General features: G+C 32.6%; 18 protein-coding genes. 4 read left to right on the plus strand and 14 right to left on the minus strand.

Annotation, left to right across the window (positions count from 1 at the left end; genetic code table 11):
* Positions 1 to 157: 157 nt before the first annotated feature.
* The 3 genes from LNP81_RS20970 to LNP81_RS20980 are packed head-to-tail and all read left to right on the plus strand — an operon-like array spanning position 158 to position 2,246.
* On the plus strand, positions 158 to 1,207 hold the full coding sequence (locus LNP81_RS20970) for a sensor histidine kinase (protein WP_230039222.1): 1,050 nt from the start codon (positions 158 to 160) through the stop codon (positions 1,205 to 1,207).
* Complete coding sequence (locus LNP81_RS20975) at positions 1,204 to 1,935, plus strand: LytR/AlgR family response regulator transcription factor (RefSeq protein WP_230039224.1); 732 nt, start codon at positions 1,204 to 1,206, stop codon at positions 1,933 to 1,935. The genes LNP81_RS20970 and LNP81_RS20975 overlap by 4 nt, the downstream gene beginning before the upstream one ends.
* A 17-nt stretch (positions 1,936 to 1,952) precedes the next feature.
* Positions 1,953 to 2,246 carry a DUF3861 domain-containing protein gene (locus LNP81_RS20980; RefSeq protein WP_230039226.1) on the plus strand — a complete coding sequence of 98 codons (294 nt, stop codon included), beginning with the start codon at positions 1,953 to 1,955 and terminating at the stop codon, positions 2,244 to 2,246.
* A 357-nt stretch (positions 2,247 to 2,603) separates the two neighbouring features.
* Here LNP81_RS20980 and LNP81_RS20985 read toward each other — a convergent pair whose 3' ends face one another.
* The 10 genes from LNP81_RS20985 to LNP81_RS21030 all read right to left on the minus strand — a co-directional run bounded on the left by LNP81_RS20985 (position 2,604) and on the right by LNP81_RS21030 (position 8,904).
* A complete protein-coding gene (locus LNP81_RS20985; RefSeq protein ID WP_230039228.1) occupies positions 2,604 to 3,218 on the minus strand; it encodes a thioredoxin family protein in 615 nt (204 codons plus the stop codon).
* 3 nt (positions 3,219 to 3,221) lie between these two features.
* On the minus strand, positions 3,222 to 3,701 hold the full coding sequence (locus tag LNP81_RS20990; RefSeq protein ID WP_230039230.1) for a TlpA disulfide reductase family protein: 480 nt from the start codon (positions 3,699 to 3,701) through the stop codon (positions 3,222 to 3,224).
* A 115-nt stretch (positions 3,702 to 3,816) separates the two neighbouring features.
* A complete protein-coding gene (locus LNP81_RS20995) occupies positions 3,817 to 4,470 on the minus strand; it encodes an Imm19 family immunity protein (protein WP_230039232.1) in 654 nt (217 codons plus the stop codon).
* Entirely contained in the window at positions 4,463 to 4,789 is a 327-nt protein-coding gene (locus tag LNP81_RS21000; protein WP_230039234.1) for an aminoacyl-tRNA hydrolase, read from the minus strand. Before LNP81_RS21000 ends, LNP81_RS20995 begins: the two co-directional genes overlap by 8 nt.
* Before the next feature lie 91 nt (positions 4,790 to 4,880).
* Positions 4,881 to 5,468 (minus strand): hypothetical protein, encoded by a 588-nt coding sequence (locus LNP81_RS21005; protein ID WP_230039236.1) that lies wholly within the window; start codon positions 5,466 to 5,468, stop codon positions 4,881 to 4,883.
* A gap of 65 nt (positions 5,469 to 5,533) precedes the next feature.
* On the minus strand, positions 5,534 to 6,247 hold the full coding sequence (locus tag LNP81_RS21010) for a YARHG domain-containing protein (protein ID WP_230039238.1): 714 nt from the start codon (positions 6,245 to 6,247) through the stop codon (positions 5,534 to 5,536).
* Positions 6,248 to 6,258: 11 nt separating this feature from the next.
* Positions 6,259 to 6,708, minus strand: a complete 450-nt coding sequence (locus LNP81_RS21015; RefSeq protein WP_230039240.1) for a hypothetical protein — start codon at positions 6,706 to 6,708, stop codon at positions 6,259 to 6,261.
* Between the two features lie 39 nt (positions 6,709 to 6,747).
* Entirely contained in the window at positions 6,748 to 7,146 is a 399-nt protein-coding gene (locus LNP81_RS21020) for a hypothetical protein (protein WP_230039242.1), read from the minus strand.
* A 158-nt stretch (positions 7,147 to 7,304) separates the two neighbouring features.
* Complete coding sequence (tnpA, locus tag LNP81_RS21025) at positions 7,305 to 7,766, minus strand: IS200/IS605 family transposase (protein WP_230039244.1); 462 nt, start codon at positions 7,764 to 7,766, stop codon at positions 7,305 to 7,307.
* An 820-nt stretch (positions 7,767 to 8,586) separates the two neighbouring features.
* On the minus strand, positions 8,587 to 8,904 hold the full coding sequence (locus LNP81_RS21030) for a winged helix-turn-helix transcriptional regulator (RefSeq protein ID WP_230039246.1): 318 nt from the start codon (positions 8,902 to 8,904) through the stop codon (positions 8,587 to 8,589).
* Between the two features lie 165 nt (positions 8,905 to 9,069).
* On the opposite strand from LNP81_RS21030, the gene LNP81_RS21035 reads away from it, so the two are divergent.
* Positions 9,070 to 9,987 (plus strand): ClpXP adapter SpxH family protein, encoded by a 918-nt coding sequence (locus LNP81_RS21035; RefSeq protein WP_230040933.1) that lies wholly within the window; start codon positions 9,070 to 9,072, stop codon positions 9,985 to 9,987.
* A gap of 81 nt (positions 9,988 to 10,068) precedes the next feature.
* Here LNP81_RS21035 and LNP81_RS21040 read toward each other — a convergent pair whose 3' ends face one another.
* The 4 genes from LNP81_RS21040 to LNP81_RS21055 form a co-directional block, all read right to left on the minus strand.
* Positions 10,069 to 12,345: an ATP-binding protein gene (locus LNP81_RS21040; RefSeq protein ID WP_230039248.1), complete on the minus strand. Its 2,277-nt coding sequence runs from the start codon at positions 12,343 to 12,345 to the stop codon at positions 10,069 to 10,071.
* Positions 12,342 to 12,947, minus strand: coding sequence for a biliverdin-producing heme oxygenase (locus LNP81_RS21045; RefSeq protein WP_230039250.1), 606 nt, complete (start codon positions 12,945 to 12,947; stop codon positions 12,342 to 12,344). The genes LNP81_RS21040 and LNP81_RS21045 overlap by 4 nt, the downstream gene beginning before the upstream one ends.
* A gap of 190 nt (positions 12,948 to 13,137) precedes the next feature.
* Complete coding sequence (locus LNP81_RS21050) at positions 13,138 to 13,611, minus strand: CinA family protein (protein WP_230039252.1); 474 nt, start codon at positions 13,609 to 13,611, stop codon at positions 13,138 to 13,140.
* Between the two features lie 26 nt (positions 13,612 to 13,637).
* A complete protein-coding gene (locus LNP81_RS21055) occupies positions 13,638 to 14,294 on the minus strand; it encodes a DUF6766 family protein (RefSeq protein ID WP_230039253.1) in 657 nt (218 codons plus the stop codon).
* Between the last annotated feature and the right edge of the window lie 16 nt (positions 14,295 to 14,310).

A 14,310-nucleotide genomic window follows, 5' to 3' on the forward strand; every position in this document is an offset into this window, starting at 1 on the left:
TAAGAACCGATAGAAGTTTATTAATGAATAACAACAGGTGTTACAACATGCTCGTCGGCTCTAAAATGGTTTTTACGGGTTCTCATACTATTTTGGGCGATTGCTTTTATATCTTCTATAAATATAATGTAATATTGTCATAAAATCATAATATAAAATGTCACCAACCTTTTTTAAACCATACATTTTCACCGGATTACATATTCTTGCCTGGCTTTTATTGGGATTTATAATGCTATTTTATATTCCAATAACGTGGAATGTAGTGCTTCCAACAGTTTTTTGGATTTGGCAAATAATTGTATTGCTTTTGCTTATTATTATATTTTATTCTAATGCCAAAATCATCGTTCCTAAAACCATTATAAAAGATAGTACATCTCCTTTTTTACTTTGGGAGTTCTGTATCATCTTTGTTATGCAGGTCATCGCCTATTTCTATACATCTCAAACAGATCTTCATACTAAAATCAGTTTGGTTTTAGGGTTTAAAAAATACAAAAATCCTTATTTTGACAATTATGTTTTCATGCTTACTTTGTTGGTTTTAGGAATTAGTACGAGCTGGGCCATGTTACACCACTGGCAAAGAGCGGCACAACACAAACAAAAACTGGAGCAGGATAAAACAATGGCCGAACTGGCAATGCTAAAAGCACAAATCAATCCGCACTTTTTCTTTAATTCGCTTAATAGTATTTATTCGCTTACGTATACCAATATCGAAGATTCACGGAGTGCACTTCATACCTTAAGCCGCATGATGCGCTATTTACTTTACAGTACCGAAGGCGAAAGAACTACTTTACTAAAAGAAGCCGACTTCATGAAAGATTTTATAGCTTTAATGAAACTTCGTGCCAATAGCAAGCTTACCATAACAACAGATATTCCCGAAAAAATACACGATTACCCAATTGTTCCCATGTTGTTATTACCTTTAGTAGAAAATGCTTTTAAACATGGCGTACATGCCACAGACAAAAGTGAAATACATATTAAGCTTAGACAACAAGAAAACAATCTTGAATTTGAAGTTGAAAATACTTTTTTCGAAAAAACAGCAACAACAGATCAAGGCGGAATTGGATTAACGAATACGAAACGCAGATTGCATTTAATTTATCCGCACAAACATATGATGACATGCGGAATTGCCTCAAATGGCAAATACAAAGTAAATCTGCAAATAACTTTAGAACAATGATTGTATTAAGATGTATAGCAGTAGATGACGAACCACTTGCGTTAAGGCTTGTGGAAACCTTTATAGAACAAACTCCGTTTTTGCAATTGGCCTGCAGTTGTGATAATGCTGTTGAAGCGATGAGTTTAATACGCGAACAACAACCGGACATTGTTTTCTTAGACATCAACATGCCTAACTTAACCGGTATGGAACTAGCAAGACTTTTGCAGGAACAGCCGGGACCATTGCCTAAAATTATTTTCACCACTGCTTATAACCATTATGCAATTGAAGGTTACAGGGTGAATGCTGTAGATTATCTTTTAAAACCTTTTAGTTATGAAGAGTTTCTAAGAGCTGCCAATAAGGTTTTACAAATGTCTGAAGAAGCTGCAAATCAATACCCTTCTGTGACTGCCGATGATGAATTTATCTTTTTGAAAGTAGAATACCAATGGGTTAGAATTTCTTTAAAAGATATTTTATACATCGAAAGTTTAAAAGATTATGTAAAAGTGCATCTTGAAGATGCTCAAAAATCAGTAATGTCTTTGATCTCGCTTAAAGCGTTGGAAGAAAAACTGCCGGCATCAAAATTTATGCGAATCAATCGTTCCTTTATTGTTCCGTTAGAAAAAATAAATTCGATTAGCAAAAATTCAATTTTCATTAATAAAACCGAAATAACTGTTGGGGAACAGTACAAGGAAACCTTTAAAACCATTGTAGAAAAATGGTTGAAATAATTATAATATAAAATCAAATGGAAAAAAGATCAAATAAATATTACCTGACACTAAGTCTAAAAGAATATGCAGACGGTACAACCGAACCGGCAAAAGAACTCGGAATACAATTTGACAATCACGACGAAGTTTTTAGCATTATTGAAAAAATAAAAGAGAAAAATATTTTTGAAGATCCTAACGAAGCGACACAATTTGCCCTTGGCCTGAAATTGTTTAGCGAAATAAAATTAAAGCATCGTAAAAATCCTCTTTTTGAAGAATTGAATGAGGTGTTTCCTGTTTTTATGAAAAAGCTGAAAAGTTTATAAAAAAGCATCATAGAGACTGTTCTTTTAAGACAGTCTTTTTTTTATTTTAAAATTAATTGTTTTTTTGCTTATCTACAGCGAATGTCACTCTGGATGAGTCGAAGAGAGTTTCCTATTGGAACGGGCCTTCGACTTCGCTCAGCCTGACAAAACTAACCACAAGCTTGTCATCCTTTTAACGAAGGATCACACTAGTAATTCGACAAAGAATAACCACAATATTGTAGAATTGCGCGTATTATGGATTAAAATCCATCTCTACAATATGATTTGTTCCTTCGGAACGTTTTTAAGAAAACTCTAAACAAAAAAAACACCAACTTTTCAGTGGTGTTTCTTTATACGAAAATATAAAAACTATGCTTTCGCTTTTCTTTTTACCGTACAACCAATTTCTTTAGTTTCAGTTATAGCAGGTTTTTGATTGCTTTTTAAGGCAGCAATAACATCTTCGGCATATTTTGTTTTCTCTGTTTTAGTACCTTCAGGATCGTTGTCTATTGCTCCTACATATTCTACGATATTTCCTTTTGTTGTTTTAGAAACAATAAAAAGGTGCGGTGTATGTTTTGCTCCGTATTGATCTGTAACTATTTGTCCCTGATCGAATAAATATGGGAAAGGATATTTTTTATCTTTTGACAATTGTTGCATTTTATCGTAAGCGTCAGCTTTTGAAGCTTCAGGATCATTTGGGTTAATAGCGATTACAGGATATCCTTGTGGTTTGAATTTTTTATCCAGCTCAATTATTCTTTTCTCGTATGCCACTGCATAAGGACAGGTATTACAAGTAAAAACAACAATAAAACCTTTGGCTTTTGGATAACTGGCAAATGAAACCTCTTTTCCATCAACATTTTTTAATTTAAATTCAGGTGCCGTTTGTCCTGCTTTAAGCGTAGCCGTTTGTGCCTGGGCAAATAAAATACTAAATACTAGTATTGTAACTGTGGTAATGAACTTTTGCATAATTTATAGTTTTTTATATTCGGTTAATAATTGTTCATAGGTAAATTCAGATTCGATAAATTTTCTTTGATCTCCTTTAATGAAGAGTGTTGCCGGAATACTTCCTGACCAGGATTTATCGATTCGGTCAATGTATTTTTGTGGATCGCTTTCGTTCAGTAAGAAAACCTGACTTTTCAAGTTTTTTCTTTTTACAAAAGGAATTACAGCAGAGTTTAATTTTGATTTAAAATCGACGCTTACCAATAATACAGCCAATTTTTCTGATTTAAATTCTGCGTTTAACTTTTCAAAATGAGGCAATTCCTTAATGCAGGGCGCGCACCATGTTGCCCAGAAATTCACTACATAAGTACTGTCTTTTCCGTTTTTGATTCTTTCGTTCAACTGATCGATATTCATCAACTTTACATTTTGACTGTATCCTGCAATTGAAAAGGCAAAGAATAAAAAAGTAAAGATTTTAAAAACGTTGATTTTCATATTGGCGAAGGCTTAAAATTAAATTTGCCTTACAAATATAAACTAATGAAGATTTAGTTTTTGTTAATAAAAGTTTAATACGAAAGATTAGCCACGAAGGCACTAAGTCTCAAGGTTATTTTTTTAAGGACAGAAGAATTCTATTCAACTGTTTTACATCTTCCTCATAACGCGGATATTTTATGACATTCCTTACGCTGTGATTTTCATTATTTGTCAGGCCAATTTCAGCTGTTTCCTGAAATGAAGAGTCCATTATTAAACCATTTAAAATACAATTGGCAATATATTCAGAATGCGATTCAAATTTAGGAATAGCTTCCAGATGTTTTGTAAGTATTGATTTTAAAACCGATTTCTGATTTTCCTGTATTCCTGTCATTGGTAAAAGAAGCAAAAAGAAAACAGGATCTTTTTCAAAAGCCAGCAATTCATCCAATGTTAAAAACCATGCTTCAAAATGACCGCCCAAATTGCCAATATAAATATCATTCAGAAAAAAATTGATTTCGTATTCCTGAAATTCAACTGCAAAATTTAAATTATCTGTTAGGTTCCCCGCGATATATCTTGGATTTTCTTCGATCGATTCATGATTAAAAAATAATCTTTCCCAATTATAAAATTCGGTTTCATTGGTTTCTATAACATCAACTGCTTCATCAATATTAATTTCTTCTTTATCATCAAAACCTCTGAACCAGCATAAATAAAACTTCCAGAAAAAAGTATTTTCCCTGATTTCTTCTATATTTATTTCGTTATTCATTCTTTAAAGTATCTTGTGGAGTCCACATTCTAAAAAATTTGAACATTTTTGGATATTCTTCTCTCGGTACAAATGCCAAACAAACTTCCTGATTATCCAAAGCCGATTCAGTTAATACAATATTGTCCGCTTCTTTCTGTGCATTTTTAAATTCTGTTTCAGAAACAACACAAACTACCTTTTTAAATATTCCGTTGATCCAGGTTTGCATGTTTTCATTCTGTTCAAATTTTCTAAAACAGGCTAAAGAAGCGTGCGCAGTAATTACAGGAACCAAATTATCAGGAACACCCTGTTTTACTAAAATGTACATTTTCATATTATTATCTTTTTAGGAGTTATCCCTTATCTTTTTATATTTCGAACAAATCTTATTCTATTAAAATTGCAATAACGCCAGTACTTATACTTTACACTTCCACTTTAAACTGATAATTAAAATCTGCTGTATAATCTGGTTTTTCTGCTGATGGTTTCAAAACAAATTCAAAAGTGGGTTCCATGCTTTCAAATTCTTTTATTTGACCTGAAACCGTTTCTATTTCTGTAAGCTGTTTTGTTAATCCTGCTAGAACAGAAACTGTATACCAACCATTTGGCAATTCGATCGTCGCATTTTTGAATTTCTTTAAGGCTTCGACTGTGGGTCTTGTAAAATTTCTTAGATAAGGAATTGTATAAAGATAAATTCGTCCGTTGGCTACTTTTAAACAATATCCGTCACGCTGATGCTGAAGTTCATTTCCTGGTTTTAAAAGCTCCGGAGTTTCAACCGAAAGATTGAAGTATATGGTGTACGGATGATTTTCAATTCCTATCATCGGTACCATTACTCCTTGTTCTACAACCTGATCACCGGTTTCTTCTGTAGTAAATTCCGTGAGCAAATCATCAGGCAAATTATTTTCGGTTTTATACTGCAATAAATAATCCGGATCGCCTAAAATGAAATAATCCATCAAGTCATTTAAAACTTCGTCGAATTTGTATAGAGACATATTGGTGATTTTATGTTGTTGTTTTAAATTTTCATCTTCTAAATGATCTAAAAATAATCTATTCTCTAGCCTGCTACATTCATTTTTATGAATTTCAATGTGTCATTTTTCCATTCAAATTCCCACCAAAAAGAAAATTCATCAGAGAACTCGCTTGGGTACAAAGATTCTGCAATATCAGATCCTCCTCTGCTGCTATATTGTACGATTACATGATTCTTTTCTATTTTTAGCTCATACGTCATTACATAATCACCGTTATCAATAGTTACGCCATATAAACCTTTATTTTTTGACCAGTTTACATCCTCAAGATTTATTTTTTTTAAAGCTTCAGTAATATTTTTGTATTGCTCGTTTTCGGTTGTAAATGAATATTTATTTTTTAAGGTAACTTTATCATTGGCCAATATTGTCGCTTTAAATATCTTTAGCTCATTCATTAACTTATCACGATCTGTTTTAAGTTCAGCTGTTCTTTGCTTAAATAATTGCAAATTTTGCTGTTCAATTGTATTGTAAACAATTTTCTCATTGTCATTGATTGGTTTATACCATTTTTTATCAGAATAGTAATTGTCTATTTCACCACTTTTGAATTTATATCCTTTTCGGGCGTATAAATCGTTGGTAAGAAAACGCAATTCATCTATGCTTAAGTTTTTTATTTGTTCTTGCTTTATTGTTTTAGACAAACAAGTTTCACAGTCTTTAATTGCCTGCGATTGTGCTGTATTAGCAAATAAGATTACCAGGAGTATTAATTGTAATTGCTTCATTTTTGTATTAATTAAAGATGTAATGCTAAAGAATCTAATTTTTTATACTCTTGCTTCAGCAATATTCCTAAAGGTTTTATCTTAGTATAATTTACGGAATTTTCTTCCCCATTGATCAATTTATATTCTTTATCTGCATTTATTGTAATTACAACATCTGAACCATCATACTGAATACGACGTTTACCACTATTAATACGCTTAAAATCTACCAGCTTTATACTATTAATTATTTTTTTCCATGTATCGCTCGATGTTACTTGAGATCTGGTTTTTGTTTCCTTATAATTTGCCCATATATACTGGGTCGAATCTTTTGAAATTAAAAGACTGGAACTGGCAGCGCCCTTACCACCATTTTCGATACTATAAGAAACGGAATAAATAGTGTCTGCAGTTTTTCGTTTGCAGGAAACAATTGTTATTAAAAACAACACAAATAAGATTAAAGGTATTTTCATTTTTTTGAAACTAAATTATCGATAATTTATTTGTAAATGCTATTTCCTTACGATTACATCAGTATTGTTTACAAATAATAGTTGCTCCATATTATCCATTTTAGTAAGTGATAATATGCCATTTTTGTTTTCGTTGATTGCATTTATCCTAAAACAAAATTCATTTCCGTCTTTGTCCATTAAAGTTATAAATTCAATAGTATCAGATGAATAATTTTGACAGGAATGCGAAATGGTATAGCGATACATTACCTTAAAAATGTTTTTATTATAGTTGTAGACTTTTCCATCCTGGCTGAAAACCCATTTCGTATCCCGGTTTTGATCCATATACCAGGTTCCGATAATTTTTTTTGATGAAGGGTCTTCACTTTGGTTTTGTCCGGAGATTGTAGGTATTTGCAATAACAACAGTAAAATTAAAAATAGCTTTTTCATCATTTTTATTGTTTAATGGGTTGTCTGGTTTTCATTGTTATTTGAAAACTTGTTTGTAAAAATAATATTTAATTTGATGAGTAGAATATATAAAACTCATCTACTCCTCACTTTAAACTGCTTCATTTTCCATCGGAACATTTCATTGGTAGTTGATATCATTCAATTGGTTCTGTAAAAATATATTGTTCATCATATTCGATTTCAAATGCTTTTAGGATTTTTTGATATTCCTCTAAAAAAGATTCTTTTTTATGATGTTCCTCCTGATTTTGGATATACCGAATTACATTGGGAACATGACTTCTTGAATACGAAAAAGCACCGTAACCTTCCTGCCATGCAAAAGCCAAACACAATTTTTCTTGTTTAATCCATTTACTTGTTTCTGTTTTTACATTTTGAATAAGCGCAGAAATAGATTGTGTTGGACGCATACCTATAAAGATATGAATATGATCGGGCATACTGTTGATGCAAAGCATTTTATGATGATTTGATTGAATTATACCCGTTATGTATTGATGCAATCTGTCTTTCCATTCCTTGTCAATTAATGCTTTACGATATTTTACTGCGAAAACAAATTGTATATGTAACTGTGTGTATGTATTTGCCATTTTTTTTTACCTATGAGATGTTCCAATAGAACATTTATTTTGATTTCCTATAATTTATTACCAAACAATTTACAAAACCGCAAATAGCTACCGACGAGATGTTCCGATGGAACATTTATTTGATTTCCTATAATTTATTACCAAACAATTTACAAAACCGCAAATAGCTACCGACGAGATGTTCCGATGGAACATTTATTTGATTTCCTATAATTTATTACCAAATAATTTGCAAAACCGTAAATATCTACCGACGAGATGTTTCGATGGAACATTTATTTTGCAAACAAATTTTCAACTCTTGATTTTCTATAATTCATTGTTAATCAAATTACAAACTCCAAAATAACAATATTTCATGTTCCATAGGAACATTTCATCGGTAGCTAAAAAAAAATGTTGTTTTAGATATCGTCCCGGAGGGACGGTTGAAATTATACAATTGATTTTTTGAAAAATGTATTGTTCAAACGAAATTTTTGAATCAAAAATGAACAACATCATCTCAACCAACGAGATGTTCCGATGGAACATTAAAAAAACATTTTCTCATTTGTCTACCAACGAAATGTTCCTAAGGAACATTCTTTGTAAACAAAATAAGTAACTTGTTATTTTTACTTGGATTTACTTTGAAAATTTTAGTGGTAAATAAACCATCAAATCTATAAAATTGCCAATTTAATATTACCTCAAAAAGCTTTAATTATAATAGATGAAGGCAAGCCTTTGATTGTAATTGATACCTGGAACCAGATAAGAATTTTTAGAAAATTTTAGCATTGTCAAAACTTTAATAAAGTTTCAAAATCATAACAATTTATCTCTCCAAAAAAAACTCCAGTTGCTTAAAAACCGGAATCAAAGATTTTCCTTTTTCGGATAAATTATATTCAATATGAAGAGGTTTCAGTTTGATCACATTTTTATCTAAAATACCAAAATCTTCCAGTTCGCGAAGTGCTACTGCGATAGATTGTTTATTAGCACCTTTAATCTCTCTTAAAAGTCCGTTGAAGCGTAAAGGACCATTAACAGCCAACAAAAAAATCTGTGGTTTCCATTTTCCGGACAACAATTTTAGAAGCCCTTCTGCCGGACATTCATTTTCTTTTGGAGATTTATTTTCTGTAGTCATATTTTTTAGACTAATTGACTTGTGATTAAAGATAAGCGATGTTTGCAGTAAAATTATAAAATTAAAAACCGAAGCGTAAATTTAAAACAGTTATTTATGAAAATACTGTCGCTATTATTAATCCTGATTTTCAGTTGTAGCTGTCAATCGCAAATTATCTCTAAAATGAACGAAAACAAGATAAATCCGTTATTGTGCGATCCCGAAACCGGAACATGCGAAATGCCTGTTGATGAAAAACAAAATGAAATTGGCACTATTACGACAGAAACTAAACCAATAAAAATTGTTTATTACACAGATCCCATTTGCTCTTCGTGTTGGGGAATTGAACCACAATTGAGAAAACTAAAACTGGAATACGGCGATTATATTGATATTGATTACCGAATGGGCGGCCTCCTACCCGATTGGTCTTACAATAGCGGCGGAATAAGCAAACCATCTGATGTAGCGCATCATTGGAACGAAGCCAGTTTACATTACGAAATGCCTATCGATGGAAATGTTTGGATTGAAGATCCTCTTGATTCTTCGTATCCGTCTTGTATTGCGATGAAAGCGGCACAAATTCAGAGTAAGGAAAAAGCAATAAAATTTATGCGAATTCTTCGTGAAAAATTATTTCTCGAAAAGAAAAACATTGCAAAATGGGAAAACATTGCAGAGTCTGCGCAACTTGCCGGTCTTGACATTAATAAATTAAAAACAGATTATGAAGGAAAGGCAAAAACACTTTTTCAGGAAGATTTAGCTTACGCAAAAACCCTGGGCGTACGAGGTTTCCCTACTTTGTTTTTTTCTGATGGAAATAATAATCAGTTAACGGTTTACGGTTCTAAACCTTACGCTTCTTATGAAAACGCTTTATTGGCATTATACCCTGAAGCTAAAAAGAAACTATTTATTGCAGCAAATTCTTTAGCTCTATTTGAAATTTATCCCACTTTAGCTCCAAAAGAATATGCCGTAATCCTGGATAAATCTTATACTGAAGCGACAACTATTTTAGAAGACTTATACGAAAAAGGAGAATTGAATAAAAAATCAATCAGGAATGGTTCGCTTTATAGTAGAAAATAATCTAAAACTAAAAAGTCGTAAAGATTAATTCCTTTACGACTTTTACTTTTATTAATATTGTGCCTTCGAAACCAATTATCATCAATTGGCTATAAGAGAATCATTTGGATCACAAGGAAAATAAATCGTAATTTCTGTTCCTTCATTTAGTTTACCCACAGCACGAATATTTCCGTGGCAGGTTTGCATAATTTTTTTGCATAGAGCCAGTCCAACTCCTGAACCATCATATTTTTCGAGCGTATGTAATCTGGTAAATATTTTAAAAATAGACTCCGCATATTCTTGCTCGAAACCAATACCGTTATCACTAAATTTTACCCAATTACAATATACTTTATTAGAATATTCATTGATTTCCGGTTCTTTTGAAGCTGTTACCTTAATCAACGGAAGTCGGTTTACAGAAGCGTATTTTAATGAATTTTGCATGATATTCGAAAATAACTGCTTCATCAAAAACGGAACAGCATGCACTTCAGGCAAACTTTCGCATTCAACATTGGCTTTATTTTCTTCCATTATCTCCTTCATATCCCGCAAGGTTTCTTCCATAATAGTATTAAGGTTTACTTTTTGAATGGATTCTTTGGTATGTTTTATTCGGGTATATTTAAGGATATCTATCAATAAATTCTGCATTCTATTCGCAGATTTGGTTACGCGCTGTAACGAATCTATTATCGCTACCGAAGGGATTTCGGTAGTATCTGATAATACTTTCGAAGCAATAAACTGAATCTTACGCAAAGGTTCCTGCAAATCGTGTGTACTAATCCAGTTAATATTTTCCAGTTCCAGATTTGTTTCTTTCAATACATCACTAAGGTTTCGGTATTTCTCTTCTTCTTCACTAAGCAACAACATGATAATCTGATTATGAAGAGAATGCGCATAACTTGCCGCTGCAGTTAGTTCCGGTTGTAACCAGGCTTTACTTTGATGTTTTATAATCTGTTTCCATAAATTAAATGAATTTCTGGGATGCAGTCCTTTACTATCGATAATAATGGCTTTTTCAGGATCTCCTGCCCAATTGATCACGGCAACCGTTTCTGGTCTGTACCAAATAATATTATTACCATTTCCCAAAGCGTAATAAATTATTCCGGAAACATCCTCGTAACTTTTTAAATCTGTTACAAAATTGCTCACTTTATTAGTACTGAATGTTTTTCCGTACTCGTTATCCTGCATGCTCATGATGATCTTTTCGATCTCCTGATCAGATGGAGTTATTCCGTTTTTGTACGTTTTATGTCCAATACAAATAGAAACTCCGGTAGCATTACAAAGCTTTAGCAACTCAGGATTAGCACAAATAACTTCAAAAGAATCATTTTTTAACGGCAGATTCAAAGCTGTTAATTGTTCCAGGGCTTTATTCGTTTTACGTGCAATCTCATATTCATCATTCGATTGCCTTAAATCGATTTGAGAAGTAATAAACTGACCCTGAAGTTTGGCTGCCAGTCGAATTTCGGGAGAAATATTTTTAGGCGAATAATGGTGACAGGCAATAAGTCCCCACAATCTGCCGTGATGAATAAGCGAAATAGTAAGCGTTGCTCCAACTCCCATGTTTTTAAGATATTCAACATGAATTGGCGATGTGCTTCGCAACGACGAAAGACTCAGATCAAGATTTTTATTTTCTTTGTCATCAATAGTAAAAATAGGAACCGGTTCGTAACCAATATCAACAATAAGCCGCAAAAGATTTTTCATATACAATTCTCTTGCCTGCACCGGAATATCAGTATGAGGATAATGAAGCCCTAAAAATGGTTCCAGATCTTCTCTGCAATTTTCTGCAAAAATTTCACCGTTATAATCTTCATCAAAACGATAAATCATTACACGATCATATCCTGTTATTTCCCTTGTTCCCTCAGCAACAAGCGCACACAACTCTTTTAATGATCGGGTATTGTTCATATTAGACACAAACTGAATGGTCTGCGCATAAATATTGGCTAATTGTTCTTTGCCGGTAGATTGTGGCTCTGCTTCGAGCACATATATTGCACCGGATTTATGTATCGTAATCTGAAATGCTACGTCTTTTAGTTCGACTTCAAGCGGAAAAACTAGCTGCTCTTTTTGATTGTGTACATAATCATAAAGCTCTTTTTGTGCCGATGCTCCAAAAATCTTACTGAATTTGTGACCTAATAATTCGTCGTACGTTAAATCAAGAAACAAATTGATATTAGCACTGCAAAATTCAATTTCCCAATCTAAATTTATTCCTAACAAAAAACCATGAGGCTGAATACTTCCCGGAATGTGTATGGGTTCATGTTCACAATTTGTTAGTGTGACCAAATCACGATTTACAATGTCCTTAATTTTCATTGTTTACTATTATTCAAAAAATGGTTGTAAATAGTATCAAAAGCATAAACAGCACCTTTTATGATTTCGTCCTGACAATTATTTTGTTGTTCGTATGTTGTAAGTTGGCTTAGAAAATTTTTCCAGTAACTTCCTGTTTTATTACCATAACCTGCAAAATACGAGACTCCTTCCTGCTGATCTAATCCCGGAATTGTTTCTATATTTTTTAGAATAAAACGTCCGCCAAGCGAGGATCCTTCTATAACATATAGAATGCCTAATGCAAAGGGAACATTGATATCCTGATTACTAAAAACCGAAACTGTATTGTTTTTTGTGTAATGCAAAAAAGAAAGGTCTTTATCAATTAATTGCGTTTTTTCCCTTTCCTCTAAATCTGTAATATGATCTTTTAGTAAAGGAAAAACAATTTCCTGAGCACTATAATGCACATCATACATTAGCGATAAATAATGGCAATAATCAGCCATCTTCATTTGAGGAGAAAGTATGGATGCTGAAACCGGAAGGCTTTCGAGCTTTTTATGCGATGTGGCTGTTTGATTTTTAAGGTTTTCTAAAAAATCAATAGTTAAAGTAGAATCTAAATTGTTACTCATTGTAGATTGTGGTCATGTAAATTAATCTTTGTACGATATGCTATTTAATTCATGTTTTAGGTAATGTAAAAAACACAATTATGGCATTCTGGTAAATGTAGCCTTTTTAATCGGTAAAAATTTTATCGGTTTATTTAAAATTACATTTTACTGTGCATTTTTTGCCGGAAAACTCATTTACCACTTACATTTATACTTCTTCCAAAATTAATTCTGAAACTGCATCAATCGCCTGATCAACGATACTTTCAGGTTTTCCTTTAAATGTAAATTGTCTGGCTATTTCTTTATCCGGAAAGATAATATGAACAAAAATAGTTCCTACAGGTTTACGTGGAGTTTCGCTTCCGCCCGGTGTTGTTAGTCCGGTTAGGGCTACGCAAATATCAGACAGAACATAACGATGAAAATTTTGTGCCATTAATTTGGTAACAATGGCAGATTCTGCAGTATGCTTTTGAATGGTTCCCTGCGGAATTAAAAGTAAATCTTCTTTCATTGAAGTATGATAACAAACCATGCCACCAATGAGAATTTGTCCCGAATTGATCACGGTAGAAAATTCATAACTTAATTTTCCTGCCGAGGCACTTTCTACAAAACTGATGGTCCAATTTTTCTTTATTAAAGCCTGGCAACATGCAGTCACTTTTTCTGAAGCCATATTATTACTCAATTAATTATACTTATTTATTCTCCTGTTTCGCTATGAGGTGCGTCTACAGGTTTAGATTGTGAAGATCCTTTTTGTCGTAAAAAAATAGACAATACGATAATAGCAAAAACCGAAAGAAATTCGCTTTGCCAATTCTGAAAAGATTCAAACCAAAATCTTGATTCACCTAAATAATCCACCAAAGAAAGTTGTGGATCTCCTTTTAAAACATTCACTGTATTTTCATCTTTTAGACTTCCATAAAAATGAAGTACAAAAGAAGCAAAAAACAGCAAAAACAAACTGATTGTCAATGAGTTTTTATATAGCCAAAGCCAAACTCCCCCTTTTTTAACGGGCCATGGCGCGCCTTTTCGGTTGGCCGAAGGTTCACGGTCCACTTCTTCATCTCCATCAAAACCTTTCGATTCTGATGATCCTTTTTGTTTGAGAAAAATAGTCAGCCATACTAACAAAGCCATTTGCAGAAACTCACTTTCCCAATTTTCGAAAGTAGCTTCTATGAAATGTCCGGTGGTCAAATAATTACTCATCGTAACTGCATGACCACCGTTTTCTAAAAGCTCTTTGTTATATTCTTCTATACCAAAAAATACCTGACCTATAAAGGCACCGATAAAAAGTAACAGAAACACAATTGACAAACTGTTATGGTAGAAAAACTTTTTCATTTACTGCTTATTAGAA

Source organism: Flavobacterium piscisymbiosum (assembly GCF_020905295.1).
GTDB classification, from domain to species: Bacteria; Bacteroidota; Bacteroidia; order Flavobacteriales; family Flavobacteriaceae; genus Flavobacterium; species Flavobacterium piscisymbiosum.